Consider the following 17,883-nt stretch of genomic DNA (forward strand, 5'->3'; position numbering starts at 1 on the left):
ATGGATGCGAAAGTATAGTTTCTTTAGGGATTAAGAATTAGGCGGTTTTTCTCTTGCAGTGAAGCTAGATCATTTGCTTTGATTACTCCCTTAGACACGGTGTATAGTGTATTTTTAATATATAGTATTCGTTCAATCGACTTAGAGCCGTAATACTGCTGACCGGCTTTTAATAGGTCCGTTTGCTCAAGATGTGATATTTTACCTCTTAGGGTAAAGCCACTGTTTAGATCAAAGTGATAGACATAGGCTCCTTGGAATGAAAATGTGCCATATTGGGGAACCGAAGGATTGGTGACAGGGTTTTTAACTTCCATCAAAGTAACCGGGAACGACAAAAGACCAGTATCTTTATTGAAAAGCAGCGCCTTCTGGTTGTGAAGCACTTCAGAATCAGTTCCGCGATCTCCAATGGTCGTTTTAAACATCTCCACAGGATTGCTAACGTCGGTCACATCAAAGACGGCAAGTTTCATTCCCAGATAGTAAGCATTAGAACCCCTGGGCGTACCGGGAAGAATGCCTTGGTCGTTTGTTTGGCTTAGCTCAACGGTTTCTTTACCAAACCCGATGATATGGTTCTCGTCATAGGGGTGGAGATAATCACTGTATCCCGGTATTTTAAGAGCTCCTAATATTTTAGGAGCAACAGGGTCCTTGAGATCAAGCACAAAAAAGGGATCTACATTCTTAAAAGTAACCATGTAACCACGGTCTCCCATGAAACGTACGGAATATATCCGTTCTCCTGGGGCAATATCTTCGATCTTTCCAAGCAATTGGAGGGTTTGATCTAAGATATAAACATTATTTTTAGAAGTATTTTCATCTGAGCGCCAGATCTGGCCTTTAGTCGTAGCAATTCTAAAGTGACCGTTGTACTCGTCCATTGAAAACTGGTTCAGAATGGTTCCTGGCACGCTCCCCTGAGCTTTGAACTCAGCTCCGTCCTGATCTAGACTAAACCGATAGAGAGCCGTTGCAGTGTCAAATGAACTTGGATGTATTTGACCAATCGCAGGAGCCACAGAGGAATTGGGTACTGCCTGTGGCAAGGGCGAAGGTTCTTCAATCCTCTCATATTGAGTCACTGCAACATAAAGATTGGAGGTTGAAGCGTAAATATTCTGACCTGAGCCCAGATACGAAGATACTTTCATTTCTTGATCTTTTTGATCCAGATTAAGACTTGCAATCAATAGATAATTAGGTTCTATGAAGTTTGGAAAGTAATGGATATTTGGATAATCAATGGAAACAAATTCCTCGTTGCTTAGAGTGTCGCGATAACTTGGTAAGGATGGTTCCAGCCCTTGGTTCATTATTTGGTATGTGTTTAAGTACTTGTTAGCCATTAAGTATAGAGTTGAACCGATCTTACGAGAAGAGATGTAATCTCCGTCAAGTTCTACCTCGCGAATTTTCGTTAGATTCGATTTATCGGCTAGGTCATAAATAATCGCTTTAACAGTAGATTTATGAGCTATTGGTGGATATATCATTGATTTTGATTGCTCTTCTGTTGATTGGTCTATGGCAGGATTAGCAGGAAGTACTTCTTGATAGCCTGCATTGCCGATTAATATTAGATGTTGATCATCGACAAACAGTTCTCGAGGGGAAAATTCACTCTCCTTAAAACTGATACGTTGCACGATTTTCATTTGATCAGAGGGATCGGCTTGGGTTATGATAAGCTCCTGGTTATTAACTTGATAGATATATTTGCCATCATTTTTGACAATATCTGCTTCATCAACTCCGGTTACTTGAATATTTGTTGCAGAAAAATCTGTATTTCCTCCAAGCGGAATACTCGAAGCGGCGGGGGCTGGGTCGGCAGACTTTACAGCACCGGAATTAGTGATATTATCCATTGCTATTGCTCCAGTAACTACCCCTTCCCCCATATAGGCTCTCGAAATTTCCACAGTTTCCAAAATGCTGCGCAACTTTTCAACTGATCCAATTACAGGCAGGCTTTGTTCTTGGGCTATAGCTATACTTTGCTTTGGTGCTTTATTCATGTTATTTATGGTAATTGCAATTGTAAAAACTGAAAGCAGGCCAAGTATGTACCAGAATCTTTTCATCTTAAATCCCCCTTTTAAAATCCATCTGAGTTACCTTAATTTATTAGACGAATTCCGGAGTATAAATCTGACGATATCTAGGAGGGAGTATATCAGTGAAGAATAATTATTCAATATGTATTTTTAGTCCCCGCCGCCTCCACAACTACCTCCATCACTGCTTCCGGAATCACACCCGCCGTAATCTCCTCCGGAATAATCACTTTCAGTATAGTTAAGTCCATCAGATGATACATGAAAATTGGAATGTGAGCTTGATCTATGACTGGGAGAGGAAAGAAGAGGTATTAGACCGATTACTGCTAAAACCACAAGAAAAATAATCAAAAAGATCTCCATAAATAGGCCTCCCTTATCGAAAATTGGCTAGGAAATTACTAATTCCCATTTTTTAAAGAACTGACTAGAAAAACCCCCTTACATAAGACACAGAAAATGAACCAATATGTGGTTCTCTTTTTTTTGTGTCTGCTGCAAGGGGATTATACTGTCTTGACGGGCATTTTTAAGTAAATTATCAATTACTACTCGGCCTTTTTAAAAATCGACCAAGGTGTATCAACGGCTTTACCATCTTCCAACATTTTTTGTACAGTTCCAGGAGTATAGAAACCAGCTTTTTCTGTTTTGAATAGGCACTCTTCTAAGGATATTTCTTCCCAAGTATCTTCGCCTTTTAATTGAGTTAAAAATTTCATATAACTAATCCTCCGTTTATGAATTTTAAAGACAACCCTAATTATAGCAGGAAATACCTCTCAAGTGAACTACCCCGCTTACACTTCGTGAGGAAAGAAAAAACTGCCATAGCGGAAGGCTGGGGGCTTCCGGTAAGCCCCTCAATGTATGTAACATTGGAATCTCATTGGAGTTACTGAAAATTAAAAATGGGTTTCCAATGATTTTAAGCAGGATAAGGGTTTCAGATACGGAATTTATATAGAACTTAAAATTTGTAAGTTTAAAGAATTCAATTAACAAATGGAGGTTTCTGCAAGTGAGAAAGTTGCAAGTAACAATCTTGGTAGAAAACACAGTGGGAGTTTCGGTGGGGATCTTAGCCGAGTGGGGGTTGTCTATGCTCCTGGATTTTGGGGATGAGGAGATTTTGTTCGATGCCGGGGAGCAAGGCAATCTTATCAATAACGCGCAGATTCTGGGACACGATCTGAGACATATTAATCGTATAATCCTAAGCCATGGACATTATGATCACACGGGCGGACTTTTTAAACTCCTGCAATATAGAGGGGCAATCCCAGTTTATGCTCATCCGGATTTGTTTGCAGGACACTTTGGCAAGGGAGGGGAAGGGCAAGCAAATAGATATATTGGTGTACCGCACTGTCTAAAACTGCTAGAGAGTGCAGGAGCCGAGTTTCACTGGCACAGTAAACCGTTTGAATTGAGGCCGGGACTTTGGCTAAGTGGGGAAATACCGCGAGAAACACCGTTCGAACATATAGAGGATCAGTTGATTGAGATAAAGGGAGAGAATGTAGTTCATGATAGAATTAGGGATGATCTAAGTCTTTTTTATGTAACAGACAGAGGGTTAATCATACTGCTCGGTTGCGCTCACTCTGGATTAGTGAATATCGTAGAACATGCGAAGAGGGTAACTAATGAGAACAAAGTAAGAGCAATTATCGGAGGGACTCATCTTGGCCGGGCTACTCTCGATCAACAGCTAAAGACGATAGACTATCTTCGAGGACTTGATTTAGAGTGTTTAGCGCCTAATCACTGTACAGGATTAGGCGTATTAAGTAAGCTGGCGGCAGAATTTCCTAGTGCTTTCAAATGGGCCATGGCAGGCAGTACGTTGGATTTTAAATAGAGGAAGGATGGTCAGTTCGATCAACGAAACGTCCTTGATCGGGAACCGCTATTTCCTTAAAATCATGGGACAACATATCCAAATGTCGTCTTAACTCCTCGCCCTGCATTGGCTGACCATGACTCGGAATAACTAATGATGGCTTTAAGTCTCTTAGTTGTTTTACAGATGTTTCTGCTGCCTCCCAGTCAGTTGTCAAGTAAGCGGGAGGACCACTTATTTGCTCGTTTTGAGTAATCACAGACAACAACGATTCTTGTTTTACCGTCGTAAAGGCATCTCCGGGAATCAGAATTCGGTCTGAGTCTCGAAACAGAGCAATGTGTCCTTCTGTGTGGCCGGGCGTAAGAATCCACTTCCAACCAGGCAACCCAGGAATGCTTTGGTCAGAAGGGAGAGGGTTGGCCCGATAACCTATGTCAATACTGGTGTGAGGGAAAGGATGGAGACATCTCTGCCACCATGCCTCCGCCTACGCTGGGATCGCCCATCGGATAATCTTTGTTGCCGGTAATGTAGGGGAGTTCCAACTCGTGAGCATAAACTGGAATATCCCAGTGATTGGAGAGCTTTATTAACGATCCAATGTGGTCAAAATGGCCGTGAGTAAGAATAATAGCTTGTGGACGGCTACTCTCCCCGAAGCGTTTTTCAGCGGATTCAATAATAAAATCAGCAGAATTCTCAAGACCCGTGTCAACTAGAATCCAGTCACTTGCCTTGTCAGGTTTTCCGACCATAAAAGCATTGACAATCGTAAATTGCAAGACGAGAATATCAAGGCTTGCTTCCTTTGATGAGGTTGTCAATTTTGATAATAGTTCAACCATTTTAGTTCCCAATTTTAATCCCCCCAGCTTTTAATCAATTCCGAGACTCCCACTTCAAGTGGGTGTTCCTTATTCTACTTCGGCGACGAAAGCCTCGAGGGTTTCGCCGAGCCGCCTTCCTAATAGAAAAACATTTAGCGGCGAAGGAGGTAGACTCCATCCTGCGGCGCGAATGTATTCGTCTATGGATATTGCGCCTTCGGCGTAAGTTTATCCTCAGCGCAATTGTATTCGTTACGGGCCGTGCGCTTTCGGCGATAATCTCCACCGGAGACTATCGTACTGGAGACTTACGTCACCGAAGCTCGATGTTCAGCTTTAGCTAAACGAGTTCACTAGAGGTAAAGAGTAAAGTGTATTTAATACAATTCAGGTGGTGACTTTTATTGTCTGTCCCAGCTCAACTAAATATTCTGCTTACATCAAATAACTTTTGGTTAATTATCTTAGAAAAATCTCTAGCTTCAATCTAATAAGGAACTTCGTAGTGTTGCACTACTAAGTAAGACGCTCGCGTTATTTTTGGGGCTCATGGGATGACGATGATCTGTCTTGGATAAATTAAATTGGGATTAGACATTAAGGATCAGTTGAGAGAATGACATTAATTTTGTCCCCTCTGCGCTTATTAGGGCATAACTAGACAAAGTCGGCTAAGTTGATAAGGAGTTTTTTTACATGCAGTTAGCAATTAAGGCTTCAGGGGAAGGGGCCAAAGCCTTATCGTTTCTCCTGGCAAAGAACCCACAGAATTTATATGATCGGACTGAAAAAGGTTATCGTGTTCGTTTAACCTATACGGTTTTCACGGCAACAGAAGTGGAAGTGATCTTGTTTGTTACACTTGATCCGGTTGAACTGGTTAAAAACAGTCCGGACGCGTTCAAGATTACGCAATATATTAACGACCGGGAATTTGTTGTAAGCAGTCTATTTTGTTCGTATGTCCGTTCGGCTTTAGGGACAGCCCTTAATGGCCGGACTTTAGAGGAATATCTCCCTTGGGTAAATCATGCTTTTAAACTTAATTTATGTTTTGGACCGCTTGCTTCAGATATGCCGGATTCCGTCGTAAGAAGGCTTTTCGAGCCGTTAGCTTACGATGTCAATATTGAATATGGACAAACGAATTATCAATTTAAGCTGAAAGATAAAAGTTCTGCGAGATTTCTAAACCTTCAGGGCGAAGTCACTCTTCAAAATGCTTTAAAGCATTTGTATGTACTTATACCGGCACTAGACAATTATAAGCATTACTTTATGGATGAACGGGAAATCGAGAAACTTCAACGCTATGGAGAAGGGTGGTTGGTGGAACATCCGCTCAACCAAATGATTATCAAACGTTCGTTGAGGTTTAGAGAACTTATTGATAAAGTACCTCCAGAACTAAAGGGCAAAACTTCTGAGTATTTCAACTCAGACACTATATATGAAGCCCTATCGAAGGGTTCCAAGGAATCTGTAGAATCATTACAAGAACAAGAACCACAGCTGAGAGAAGAACATAATCTGGACAAATCATGGAAACCAGAGGAGCCCCAAATAAATGATGCAAAACCTGTAATAACTCTGAACGAACAGCGTTACCAAGCTATAGTAAAGATTATTGAAAGGTTACCCTCGAAAGAGACAATTGTTGATTTTGGTGCGGGAGAAGGAAAATTATCCGTGCGTTTGGGTAATATTCCCCAGGTTCAAGAAATTCTAGCAGTTGAGCCGACGGAAAAGTTACTGCTCAGAGCCATTAAACGTTTTGCTCAAGCAAGTCTCCAGGACGGCTATGTTTCCCCCACCCCCCTCTGGGGTTCCTTTTATTATTATGATGAGAGAATGCGGAATAAAGATGTCATGATTCTAGGTGAGGTAATCGAACATATAGATGAGCATCGGTTACCCAGGGTCATGGAAACGATTTTTGGAAGTTATCAGCCTAAGACTCTGATTATGACGACCCCTAATGTTGAATATAACCGAATTTACGAAATGCAAGAAGAGGTGCGCCATAAAGATCATCGATTTGAATGGACCCGGGCTGAATTTGCACAGTGGAGTAACAGTTGGGCAAGCCAATACTCTTATCAGGTTGAGATTGACGGAATTGGACTAGAAGTCGAGGGAGTGGGTCATCCAACTCAGATCGCTATTTTCTCTAGACAGGTGGGGTTAGAAAAATGAGTCAACAGATTGCACTTCCCCATGCAGGAATCGTCTTGCTGGTGGGACCGTCAAATAGTGGGAAAACAACATTGCTAAATCAACTCGTAGAACGAGAAGTATTATTGCGGTCGGAAATAGTGAGCTCTGATCAGTTCAGAGTTTTGGTTTCAGACATGGATTATATAGATTTAAAAAAACACTCTAAGGATGAACAGGAAGTACTCTATGCAAAGTATCAACAGATTTCTCAGAGTGCCTTTGAAGCAATGAGTGCGCTCATTAATACTCGCTGCGCGTTGGGTAAACTAACAGTGGTTGATGCGACTCATCTCTGGCCTGAAGATCGAAAAAACTATATTATTTTAGCCTCTAAAAACCACGTATCGGCTATGGCCATTGTCTTAGATTTACCAGAAAAGATACTCTTGGACAGGGATGCTCAGCGAGAGTTGCCCAGAGGACGAAATCGGATCAACCAGCAGGTGCGGAATTTTAAAAATAACCTTCATTCTTTAAAAACGGAGGGCTTCTCGACCGTAAATATTTTAAATGAGCGCCAACTTGAACAAAGTACTTTTATACGCCTCTCAAACCCTTTAGTAAAAGAGGCAGGAGCGGGTCTTGATTTTATTGGAGATATTCACGGTTGTTATGATGAGTTTTTAGAGTTGCTGGATAAGCTCGGTTATAACCAAAATGAAGAGGGTCTGTATGTTCATCCTGAAGGCCGTAAACTTGTGTCTGTAGGAGATATTTTAGGACGAGGACCGAAGAGCATTGCGTGTATAAAATTTTTCCAGGAGCATGTAGAGCAGGATCTTGCTTACATGGTGGATAGCAATCATGGCTGGAAGATTGCACGTTGGCTTTCGGGTCGTAAGGTCGAACTGACTCATGGGGACGAAAAGGTTGCAGCGGAATTTGAACACTATGAACATAATCAGGGAAAAGAGGCAACAGATCGTTTCAAAGAACAGGTCAAGAATTTCCTCCTCGCTGCGCCCTCCAATCTCGTGTTTAGCAAAAACGGAGTCGAGGGGATTGTAGCCACGCATGCTGGGATTAGGGATACATATATCGGAAAGCAATCAAATACAATTAGTGATTTTTGCCGCTATGGAGATACTGATGGGGTGCATGAGGATGGTAAGCCGATTCGCAAGGACTGGTTTGCTGAACATCAATCAGGAGAGATAATTGTTTGGGGGCATGATCCAAATCATCAACCGCTGGTTGTTAATAACACGATTAATATTGATCAAGGTGTCGTTTTTGGCGGCAGATTAACCGCCTATCGCTATCCGAAAAAGGCATTTGTGTGGGTAGAGGCACACAAGGATTACGCAGAAGACCCGGAGAGTCTTTGGCATAAATGGAAAAAAGAACGCTTTAGTCCTCCGAATATCCAGAGTTTTCTCAGCGGATACTCCGTTAACACTGAGGACTATGGAGAAATAAGAGTTAAGGAGGAATATGTTAAATCTTCAATTGAAGAAGTATCCCACTATACAGTACCTATAGAAGAACTAGTCTATATTCCCCCGACCATGAGCCCGGCACCAGAACCTTCATCGCTTCAGGATTATCTGGAACATCCTAAAGAAGCTTTTGATTATTACCGAGATCAAAACGTAACCAAGATGGTCGTAGAGAAGAAGCATATGGGAAGTCGGGCAATCTTTCTCCTATTTAAGGATGAAGAATCTGCAGTGAATTATGTGGGAAGTCCAACTCTTGGAACCATCTATACAAGGACTGGCAGACCATTTTTTGATCAGGCCATGACCAGAATGATTGTGAGGCAACTTAACGCCGATTTAACAAGCGCCAAGTACTTTGCTAAGCATAAAACAGATTTTGTTTTGCTCGATGCGGAAGCTCTGCCTTGGAATTTAAAGGCTAAAGAATTAATCAGTGCTCAGTACGCTCATGTATCTGAAGTTGCGTTAATGGATCGCAGAAAAATCTTGGAGAAACTGGAGCAAGCTCAAGAAAAAGGTTGGGATGTAGGTTCGTGGATAGAAGAATTTAAGCTTAAATTGGGAAATGCAAAAGTTTTTAGAGAAGTGTTTCCAAAGTACTGTTGGGATACTCAGGGGATTGAAGGAATAAAAATCGCGCCGTTCCATATTCTCGCCCACAGTGAACAAACGTTTTTTGACCAATCTCATATTTGGCATATGGAAGAGACCAGAGAACTCGCTAAGCTGTCTGATTTATTCATAGAAACGGAGTTTAAAGTTGTTACGGATGAAGCCTCTGAGCAAGAAGCTATTCGTTGGTGGCAGGAAATTACAGAAGATGGCCATGAAGGATTTGTGGTTAAGCCTGAGACCTATATCGCCAGAAATAATAAAGGTAGAATAATTCAACCCGCGATTAAGGTCAGAGGGAGAAAATACCTCCATATTATTTATGGAATTGATTACTTGCAACCTGAGAATCTAACCCGTTTAAAAAACCGTAATGTTAGTCGCAAGCAACGCCATGCCTTAATGGAATTTGCCTTGGGAATTGAAGGGGTTAAGCGTTTTGTCAGAACAGAGTCGGTAGCTCGAATACATGAATGCGTTTTAGCAACATTGGCCTTGGAGGCTGAACCAGTTGACCCCAGGTTATAGAATGCTAGCGATTTTTGGGTTATAAAAAAGTTACAACTCATTTTGTGGGTTTTAATTGATTATTTAGAGAGGTTTATGTATAATTTGCAGTGTTGTAAAAGTGATTGGAGGGTGCTGAAAAATGGGAAAAGCTTTAATTATCGGTGCTGGAGGAGTTGCCAGTGTTGCTATTCATAAATGTTGCCAGAATCCGGATGTATTTGAAGAGATTTGCATCGCCAGCAGAACTGTCGAAAAATGTGAAGCGATCAAAAACAAATTGGCAGGAAGCCGCACAATAATACATACGGCTCAGCTCGATGCGGATAATACGGATATGGTCATAGATTTGATTAAGAGTTTTAAACCTGATATTGTCATGAACCTTGCGCTCCCCTATCAGGATTTGACAATTATGGATGCTTGCTTGGCTACAGGTGTGGATTATCTAGATACGGCGAATTATGAGCCGCCTGATATCGCTAAGTTTGAATACAAATGGCAGTGGGCTTATCGAGAAAAATTTGCTCAAGCAGGGGTGACTGCTTTGCTGGGAAGCGGATTTGACCCAGGGGTTACCGGCATCTTCTGCGCCTATGCCCAAAAACATTATTTTGATGAAATCCATTCCATTGATATTGTTGATGCCAACGCAGGGGATCATGGATATCCCTTCGCAACAAATTTTAACCCTGAAATTAATATTCGAGAGATAACTGCCAACGGAAGGTACTATGAAAATGGTTCATGGGTTGAAACTGACCCTCTTTCTATGAAGAAGGTTTATGACCTCCCGGAGATAGGCCCAAAGAGCATTTATCTTATGTATCATGAAGAATTAGAGTCCTTAGCTCTTAATATAAAGGGAATTAAGCGGATAAGATTTTGGATGACCTTTTCGGACAATTATCTCAACCATTTACGTGTCCTGGAGAATGTTGGAATGACCTCAATTGAGCCCATTGATTTTGAGGGGCAACAGATTATTCCTTTGCAGTTTTTAAAGGCTGTACTTCCCGATCCAGCATCCCTCGGTCCAAGAACTAAGGGGAAAACTAATATCGGTTGCATTATACAAGGGATTAAAGACGGCAAACCTAAAACTTATTATGTTTATAATGTTTGTGACCATCAAGAGTGTTACGCTGAGGTTGGATCCCAGGCTATTTCGTATACAACAGGGGTTCCGGCTATGATTGGAGCAATGTTAATGCTCAAAGGCATATGGAAAAAACCTGGTGTATTCAATGTCGAAGAGTTTGATCCTGATCCGTTTATGGAAGCGTTAAATAAGTGCGGTCTGCCGTGGCAGGAAAATTTCTCGCCAACTCTGCTAGATTGAGGTGGATTAATTGGACATTGACATCACTGACCTGCCAACACCGTGTTATCTGGTGGATGAGAGACTTTTTTTAAAGAATCTAGAAATACTGAATTCTATCCAACAACGTACGGGATGCAAGGTTCTTCTTGCCTTAAAAGGATTTTCGATGTATTCAATATTTCCTCTTGTAAGCAAATATCTTAAAGGTGTAACCGCTAGCTCCTTATTTGAGGCTAGACTGGGTTATGAAGAGATGGGGAAAGAAGTTCATATTTATGCGCCAGCCTACATTGAAGAAGAATTTGATAAAATTCTCAACTATTGTGATCATATTACCTTTAATTCTTTTGATCAATGGAATAGATTTAAAGAGAAGGTTAAAAGTATTAAATCTAAGACAATTAGCTGTGGAATTCGCATCAACCCGGAATATTCCGAGATAGCTACCCCTATATATGACCCTTGCTATCAGTATTCAAGGCTTGGTGTGACTTTAGCAAATTTCCGACCCGAAGAATTAGAGGGGGTCGAAGGACTTCATTTCCATACAATGTGTGAGCAGAATTCAGATACCCTTGAACGCACGATTCGTGTGGTCGATCAAAAGTTCGGAGAATATATTAAAAAAATGAAATGGCTTAATTTTGGTGGAGGGCATCATATCACCAGACCCGATTACGATATAGAAACCTTAGTGCGTTCTATAAAGTATTTTCAGGACAAATATGGGGTGGATATCTACTTGGAACCAGGTGAAGCTGTTGCTTTAGATACCGGATATTTAGTGGCTAAAGTCCTGGATATAGTGGACAATGCTATGAAAATTGCCATTTTGGATACTTCCGCAGCTTGTCATATGCCCGATGTACTTGAAATGCCTTACAGGCCTAATATCATCGAGAGCGGCAAGGCAGGTGAGTATGCTCACACCTATAGGCTTGGGGGGCTTACTTGTCTTGCTGGAGATATTATTGGTGATTATTCCTTCAGAGAGCCTTTAAAACCAGGTGACAGGCTTGTATTTTGTGACATGGCCCACTATACTATGGTGAAGAATAATATGTTCAATGGAGTGAATCTCCCGTCTATTGCACTTTTTAACGAAGAAGAAGGGATTAAAGTCATTAGACAATTTGGCTATGAAGATTTTAAAACCCGTCTTTCCTAAGGAATAGGTTGCTATAATATTCAACCTGCTGGTGAGGTATTGTATGAATGAATTAGCTGATTATAAAAGAACAAGTATTAGAAAGAAATATGTTCAGGATTTTCCAGAAGGGATTTTAGATGTAATCGAGACGGATTATCCGGAAAGATATTCTTTAATGTTAGAAGGCCGAACCAGTATAACAACATTATTTTCCTCGGAAGAATGGATAAATATATTCGCAAAGTCGAGAAATTCTTTCAGTAGTCACATCCAACGAATTAATTTAACTAGAAAATATTCGTGACAAGGAAATAGTAGCTGAAATCGGTTGAATCAGATTTTTCATTCATAGTTTAATGCCATCATAGTTTCATCAGCAATTATTTAGCTTTAATTGACTGAGTTCTTTCTAGGTTCAGGCTGTGTTCAGGCACAGTCTGAATTTTTGTCTAATACGTTTCGTGGAATTCACTATAAAGAAAAATTGCTGGCGCCAAGGCTTTGGAGGATGGCGAGAAGGGCAAAGAGATTAAGCATTCTTCGGAGCAGTTAAAAATTGGCCTTAAAAGGCAAAAATTCTGTTTTTAAAGCAGGAATTTGACTGTCTGTACAGAATTATATAATGTTGTATACAAGCATATTTAGAGGAGGTTAACCATGAGTTTCCGCGTAGCAATTACAGGTTTTGGTCGAATTGGTCGACTTACACTTCGTGCCGCCCTAAACCAGTCTCTGCCCTTCGAAGTGGTGGCAATTAACGATATGGGAAGTCCCGATATGTTAGCCCATTTGCTCAAGTATGACTCAGTTCACGGAACCCTTCCGAATAAAGTGGAAGTTGATGGAAGTGCACTAGTTATTGATGGAAAGCGAATTGAAATTGTTGCTGACAGAAATCCTCTGAATTTACCTTGGAGTAAACTCGGAGTAGACATCGTGATTGAATGTACCGGTAAATTCAAGAAACGTGATGACGCAGCCCAACATATTACCGCTGGAGCTAAAAAGGTTCTTATCTCCTCTCCGGCCAAAGACGAAGATATTACGATAGTCATGGGGGTTAATGATAATCAATATGATCCCTTAAAGCACCATGTAATTTCGAATGGGTCCTGTACAACCAACTGTCTGGCACCTGTTGCTAAAGTCTTAGTTGATTCGTTTGGGATTGAACTAGGAATGATGACAACAATCCATTCAGTTACCAATGATCAACGGACTGTGGACGTAAAGCATAAAGATTGGCGCCGGTCCAGGGCCGCTTATCAATCTATGATTCCGACAACCACGGGAGCTGCCAAAGCAGTTACGCTTGTTATACCGGAATTAACTGGGAAAATGAATGGCCTTGCGGTTCGAGTTCCTACTCCGAATGTGTCCTTAGTCGATTTTGTGGCTAATTTAACAAACCCTGCCACCAAGGAAGAAGTCAATAGTGCTTTGCGCGATGCGGCAAACGGTTCGATGAACGGATATCTCGAATACACAGAATTACCCCTTGTTTCACATGACTTTAACGGTAATCAGGCCAGCTCAATCGTGGATGGTTTATCAACTACGATGCTGGGAGATCGCATGGTTAAAGTGTTGGCTTGGTATGACAATGAATGGGGCTATTCCTGTCGTATTGTTGATTTAGTGAAGCTAATTGCTACAGCAGGGGTGTAAGTTAGGAGGAAACGTACCATGAGGAGGACAAAAATTGTCTGTACTATCGGTCCGGCAAGTGAGTCCAAGGAAAAGGTTCAAGCTCTTCTAGCTGCAGGCATGGACGTTGCTCGTCTCAATTTTTCGCACGGAACCCACGAAGAACATGGCCGCAGAATAGCAATTCTAAAAGAGGAAGCCGTTAAAGCAGGAAAACATTTGGGTATTCTGCTTGATACCAAAGGACCAGAAATACGTACGGGAAAAGTTCCTGAGGACGGTGTAATTCTTGAGAATGGGTCAGGGTTTATTCTGGATACAGATCTAGGCAGACTTGGTAATCAGCAACGAGTTGGAATAACTTATATTGACTTGTGGCGTAAAGTTAACCCAAGCAGTCGTATTCTCATTGATGATGGTCAAATTGAATTAGAAGTTACTGCTGTGAATAAGGAAGTTATTAATACTATTATTCTCAATGGTGGAATTCTAAAGTCTCAAAAAGGGGTAAATATTCCAAGCGCGCTCATTGATTTACCAGCTGTCACAGAAAGAGATATAGAAGATATTCGCTTTGGTATCTCCCAAGGAATTGATTTTATTGCCGCATCTTTTACTCGTAAGGCCTTAAATGTTTTAGATGTACGCAGAGTTGTAGAAGAAATGGGTGCGGATGTACATATTATAGCCAAGATTGAAAGCCGAGAAGGGCTGGATAACTTAGACTCAATTCTTGAAGTTGCTGATGGTCTCATGGTAGCACGCGGCGACCTTGGGGTAGAAATACCAGTAGAGGAAGTCCCTATTAGGCAAAAGGAAATGATTCTTAAGTGCAATCTATTGGGGAAACCTGTCATTGTAGCAACTCAGATGTTAGATTCAATGATACGCCAGCCGAGACCCACACGAGCAGAGGCCAGTGATGTTGCCAATGCCATCCTGGATGGTACGGATGCCATTATGTTATCTGGCGAAACAGCAGCGGGTCTATATCCCATTGAATCAGTTCAAATGATGGACAGAATATCTAAGCGCACTGAACTGACTTGTTTGGACAATCAAGCCTCTCGCCATCCCCAAGTCAACGTAGCTGAGGCGATTAGTTTTGCAAGTTTTACCATAGCAAAAGACTTACAAGCTACAGCCATTCTCACACCGACCCATTCAGGATTAACAGCATGTATGATTTCGAAGTATCGCCCCATTTCCTTGATTGTGGCAGCTACTCCATTTCCTGCAACCGCAAGAAAATTAGCTTTGCAATGGGGTGTCCTGCCTATCGTTGTCCCTCAGAGTTCAGGAACGGATGAGATGGTTTCAGTTGCCGTAAATACATCTTTAAATAAAAACTACATTAAGTCTGGTGATGTAGTGGTCATTACAGCAGGTGTTCCAATTGGTAAGGTTGGCTCCACGAATATGATCAAAGTTCAAATTATGGGAAATATTTTATCTAAGGGTATCGGAATTGGGCGCAAGTCCTATTCAGGCTTAGCGCGCAGAGTCCAAATTCCGGGCAAGGATTCTTTTAACGATGGTGATATTCTTATCGCAGAGTCAACCGATGCAAGTTTTGTACCCTTAATTGCTCGCGCTGGAGCGTTAGTAGTTGAAGAAGGCGGTTTGACATCACATGCTGCGATAGTAGCAGTACAGTTCGGTATTCCAACGATTGTCGGTGCTGTAGATGCTTTCTCCAAGGTGTTTGATGGACAGTCTTTAACGGTTGATGCCCTGACAGGCTTAATGTATGAGGGTTCCGTGAGTATATTATAGAGACAAAGAGACATGGGATTGTGAAAATAGAAGGGTAGCAGAGCTATCCTTCTATTTTGTTATTGGGTTATTCGATCAGACATTGAATCAAATCCGATCCTAAATTCTTACAATTGTAGCTGTGATTTAGCAGATATGATATAATTTACGATATGATACGCTCATAGACAAATTCCAAAAAATCAAATGCCAGAGACTTGATCAAGATGTTAAGGACTCTGGCATTGTTATACAAGGTTTAAAGAGAGGTTAACGATGAAAAAAGAATCCATTTATGGATTGACATTAGAACAACTGATAGAATGCCTTAAGGAATATGGTCATAAGAAGTCTCGCGCTTTAAAAGTCTGGGATTGGCTTTATAGGAAGCGGGTAACAAATTTTTTAGCGATGACAGATGTCAATCAAGAGTGTCTGCAATTATTAGCCGATCATTTTGTCTTTAAATCATTAAGCGAACATGTAAAGCAAGAATCAATGGACGGAACGATTAAGTTTTTGTTCAAATTAGAGGATGATAATCTGATTGAAACAGTATTAATGAGACATAAATTTGGTTTATCCGTTTGTGTCACAACTCAGGTAGGCTGTAACATTGGATGCAGTTTTTGTGCAAGTGGTTTATTAATGAAACAACGTGACTTATCCAGTGGTGAAATCGTCGAACAAATTATGAAAGTTCAACAATATTTGGATAGTGATAATAAAGGCGAAAAGGTGAGTCACGTTGTGGTGATGGGGATTGGCGAGCCTTTTGATAATTATGTAAATGTAGTTGACGCTATACGTATTATAATAGATCACAAAGGATTAGCTGTTCCAGGCAGACATATCACTGTATCAACCAGCGGCTTGGCAGACAAGATATATGAATTTGCCGATAGCGATTTGAAGGTGAACCTTGCGATTTCATTACACGCACCAACAAACGAATTGCGAACACAGATCATGAAAATCAATCGTGTCTTTCCGATCGAAAAAGTAATTGAGGCTGTTGAATACTATCTGAAAAAGACGAAGCGCAGAATTACTTTGGAATATATTCTAATTAAGGATTTGAACGACCATCGGGAGCAGGCCCTAGAACTTGCTTCCCTGATAGAAAATATGAGACATCTCATTAATATTAATTTAATTCCTTATAATCCAGTGGATGAACATCATCAATATCAAAGAAGCAACCATGAAACGATGTTGGCTTTTTATGATGTCTTGAAAAAAGACGGCATCAACTGTAGTATTCGTCTCGAACACGGCAGAGATATCGATGCAGCTTGCGGACAGCTAAGAAGTAAACAAATCTATGCAAGCCAAGAAAATTAGGAGTTTCTTAACGTGACCTCAAATATCAGGCAGACTTTTTGAAAAACATAGTATGAGTCATAGCTGGTACTTAGCAACAAATGATAAAAGGAGAATCTGCAAAATAATGTACAGTTTTAAAGACGATTATAGTGAAGGCGCTCACCCAAGGATATTGAATGCTTTAATTGAAACAAACCTCTTGCAAATGAAAGGCTATGGAGAGGATGATTATTCTAAACAAGCAATTGATCTGATGAAAAAAAGGATCAAGCGTAACGACATTGATATCCACCTCTTCTCCGGAGGAACACAAACAAACCTAACTGTTATTTCCGCTTTTTTACGGCCGCATGAGGCGGTTATTGCAGCCAACACTGGTCATATCCTTGTTCATGAGACTGGGGCAATCGAAGCCACGGGGCACAAAATCCTCTCTTGCGAAGTTAGTGACGGGAAGCTTGACCCTGCTTGTATCAAATCTGTCTTGGATGCTCACACGGACGAACATATGGTAAAACTAAAATTGGTTTATATCTCCAATCCCACTGAAATTGGTTCAATTTACACGAAAGCTGAACTAGAACAGTTAAGCCAGTTTTGTGAGAGCAATAACCTGTTTTTATATATGGATGGTGCGCGATTAGGCTCAGCGCTGTGTTCAGAAGAGAATGATCTTGATCTTTATGATTTGGGCACATTAGTCGATGCTTTTTACATTGGTGGAACCAAAAATGGTGCCCTGATGGGCGAAGCACTTGTGATCTGTCGAGAGTCACTAAAAGATGATTTTCGATTTTATATTAAGCAAAGAGGGGGACTGCTTGCCAAAGGCAGAGTTCTAGGTATACAGTTTTTAGAGCTTTTCAGAGATGACCTGTATTTCGATCTGGCAAAACACGCTAATGAAATGGCTAGGTTGCTAAAAAATGAGTTTAGTCGAGCAGGTTGCAAGTTTTTGACTCACTCAACGTCCAATCAGATTTTCCCGATCTTGCCTAATTGGTTGATCTCAAAGCTTCAGGAAAATTATTCGTTCTATGTTTGGGCAGGAATCGATGACGATCACTCAGCAATCCGCCTCGTAACCTCTTGGGCCACAAGTGAAGATGCAGTTTTAGCTTTTATCGGAGATATGAAGAATGCCATTAGATAATGAAT

At 41.0% G+C, this 17,883-nt stretch carries 13 protein-coding genes and 1 pseudogene; 10 read left to right on the forward strand and 4 right to left on the reverse strand.

The window, feature by feature from the left end; all coding sequences use genetic code 11:
- Positions 1–23: 23 nt before the first annotated feature.
- From M8E35_RS13995 to M8E35_RS14005, 3 genes are all read right to left on the reverse strand, one after another.
- Positions 24–2,093 carry a beta-propeller domain-containing protein gene (locus tag M8E35_RS13995; RefSeq protein ID WP_252469792.1) on the reverse strand — a complete coding sequence of 690 codons (2,070 nt, stop codon included), beginning with the start codon at positions 2,091–2,093 and terminating at the stop codon, positions 24–26.
- Between the two features lie 123 nt (positions 2,094–2,216).
- Entirely contained in the window at positions 2,217–2,432 is a 216-nt protein-coding gene (locus M8E35_RS14000) for a hypothetical protein (protein ID WP_252469793.1), read from the reverse strand.
- 185 nt (positions 2,433–2,617) lie between these two features.
- Positions 2,618–2,791: a hypothetical protein gene (locus M8E35_RS14005; RefSeq protein WP_200797911.1), complete on the reverse strand. Its 174-nt coding sequence runs from the start codon at positions 2,789–2,791 to the stop codon at positions 2,618–2,620.
- A 299-nt stretch (positions 2,792–3,090) separates the two neighbouring features.
- Between M8E35_RS14005 and M8E35_RS14010 the strand changes: the two genes are divergently transcribed.
- Positions 3,091–3,933, forward strand: a complete 843-nt coding sequence (locus M8E35_RS14010) for an MBL fold metallo-hydrolase (RefSeq protein ID WP_252469794.1) — start codon at positions 3,091–3,093, stop codon at positions 3,931–3,933.
- Here the strand turns inward: M8E35_RS14010 and M8E35_RS14015 are convergent.
- Positions 3,926–4,775: pseudogene (locus M8E35_RS14015) on the reverse strand (MBL fold metallo-hydrolase). The gene M8E35_RS14010 and the pseudogene M8E35_RS14015 overlap by 8 nt on opposite strands.
- 666 nt (positions 4,776–5,441) lie before the next feature.
- On the opposite strand from M8E35_RS14015, the gene M8E35_RS14020 reads away from it, so the two are divergent.
- From M8E35_RS14020 to M8E35_RS14060, 9 genes are all read left to right on the forward strand, one after another.
- The gene (locus tag M8E35_RS14020) at positions 5,442–6,941 is read left to right on the forward strand and encodes a 3' terminal RNA ribose 2'-O-methyltransferase Hen1 (protein WP_252469795.1); all 1,500 of its coding nucleotides are present in this window, start codon (positions 5,442–5,444) and stop codon (positions 6,939–6,941) included.
- Positions 6,938–9,544 (forward strand): polynucleotide kinase-phosphatase, encoded by a 2,607-nt coding sequence (locus tag M8E35_RS14025; protein ID WP_252469796.1) that lies wholly within the window; start codon positions 6,938–6,940, stop codon positions 9,542–9,544. The genes M8E35_RS14020 and M8E35_RS14025 overlap by 4 nt, the downstream gene beginning before the upstream one ends.
- Before the next feature lie 121 nt (positions 9,545–9,665).
- The gene (locus M8E35_RS14030; RefSeq protein WP_252469797.1) at positions 9,666–10,865 is read left to right on the forward strand and encodes a saccharopine dehydrogenase family protein; all 1,200 of its coding nucleotides are present in this window, start codon (positions 9,666–9,668) and stop codon (positions 10,863–10,865) included.
- Between the two features lie 10 nt (positions 10,866–10,875).
- Positions 10,876–12,015 carry a carboxynorspermidine decarboxylase gene (gene nspC, locus M8E35_RS14035; protein WP_252469798.1) on the forward strand — a complete coding sequence of 380 codons (1,140 nt, stop codon included), beginning with the start codon at positions 10,876–10,878 and terminating at the stop codon, positions 12,013–12,015.
- 43 nt (positions 12,016–12,058) lie between these two features.
- Entirely contained in the window at positions 12,059–12,301 is a 243-nt protein-coding gene (locus tag M8E35_RS14040; protein WP_252469799.1) for a hypothetical protein, read from the forward strand.
- 353 nt (positions 12,302–12,654) lie between these two features.
- A complete protein-coding gene (gap, locus tag M8E35_RS14045; RefSeq protein ID WP_252469800.1) occupies positions 12,655–13,665 on the forward strand; it encodes a type I glyceraldehyde-3-phosphate dehydrogenase in 1,011 nt (336 codons plus the stop codon).
- A gap of 18 nt (positions 13,666–13,683) precedes the next feature.
- On the forward strand, positions 13,684–15,420 hold the full coding sequence (gene pyk, locus M8E35_RS14050) for a pyruvate kinase (RefSeq protein WP_252469801.1): 1,737 nt from the start codon (positions 13,684–13,686) through the stop codon (positions 15,418–15,420).
- Between the two features lie 255 nt (positions 15,421–15,675).
- A complete protein-coding gene (rlmN, locus tag M8E35_RS14055) occupies positions 15,676–16,743 on the forward strand; it encodes a dual-specificity RNA methyltransferase RlmN (RefSeq protein WP_252469802.1) in 1,068 nt (355 codons plus the stop codon).
- Between the two features lie 106 nt (positions 16,744–16,849).
- Complete coding sequence (locus M8E35_RS14060; RefSeq protein ID WP_252469803.1) at positions 16,850–17,878, forward strand: threonine aldolase family protein; 1,029 nt, start codon at positions 16,850–16,852, stop codon at positions 17,876–17,878.
- Positions 17,879–17,883: the final 5 nt, after the last annotated feature.

Source organism: Desulfosporosinus nitroreducens (genome assembly GCF_023897015.1).
In the GTDB taxonomy this organism is placed as follows: domain Bacteria; phylum Bacillota; class Desulfitobacteriia; order Desulfitobacteriales; family Desulfitobacteriaceae; genus Desulfosporosinus; species Desulfosporosinus nitroreducens.

Excerpts from the sequence above, each read along its gene's own strand:
- M8E35_RS13995 (WP_252469792.1), bottom strand. The coding sequence starts at position 2,093 with ATGAAAAGATTCTGGTACATACTTGGCCTGCTTTCAGTTTTTACAATT.
- M8E35_RS14000 (WP_252469793.1), bottom strand. The coding sequence starts at position 2,432 with ATGGAGATCTTTTTGATTATTTTTCTTGTGGTTTTAGCAGTAATCGGT.
- M8E35_RS14005 (WP_200797911.1), bottom strand. The coding sequence starts at position 2,791 with ATGAAATTTTTAACTCAATTAAAAGGCGAAGATACTTGGGAAGAAATA.
- M8E35_RS14020 (WP_252469795.1), top strand. The coding sequence starts at position 5,442 with ATGCAGTTAGCAATTAAGGCTTCAGGGGAAGGGGCCAAAGCCTTATCG.
- M8E35_RS14025 (WP_252469796.1), top strand. The coding sequence starts at position 6,938 with ATGAGTCAACAGATTGCACTTCCCCATGCAGGAATCGTCTTGCTGGTG.
- M8E35_RS14030 (WP_252469797.1), top strand. The coding sequence starts at position 9,666 with ATGGGAAAAGCTTTAATTATCGGTGCTGGAGGAGTTGCCAGTGTTGCT.
- M8E35_RS14040 (WP_252469799.1), top strand. The coding sequence starts at position 12,059 with ATGAATGAATTAGCTGATTATAAAAGAACAAGTATTAGAAAGAAATAT.
- gap (WP_252469800.1), top strand. The coding sequence starts at position 12,655 with ATGAGTTTCCGCGTAGCAATTACAGGTTTTGGTCGAATTGGTCGACTT.
- pyk (WP_252469801.1), top strand. The coding sequence starts at position 13,684 with ATGAGGAGGACAAAAATTGTCTGTACTATCGGTCCGGCAAGTGAGTCC.
- rlmN (WP_252469802.1), top strand. The coding sequence starts at position 15,676 with ATGAAAAAAGAATCCATTTATGGATTGACATTAGAACAACTGATAGAA.
- M8E35_RS14060 (WP_252469803.1), top strand. The coding sequence starts at position 16,850 with ATGTACAGTTTTAAAGACGATTATAGTGAAGGCGCTCACCCAAGGATA.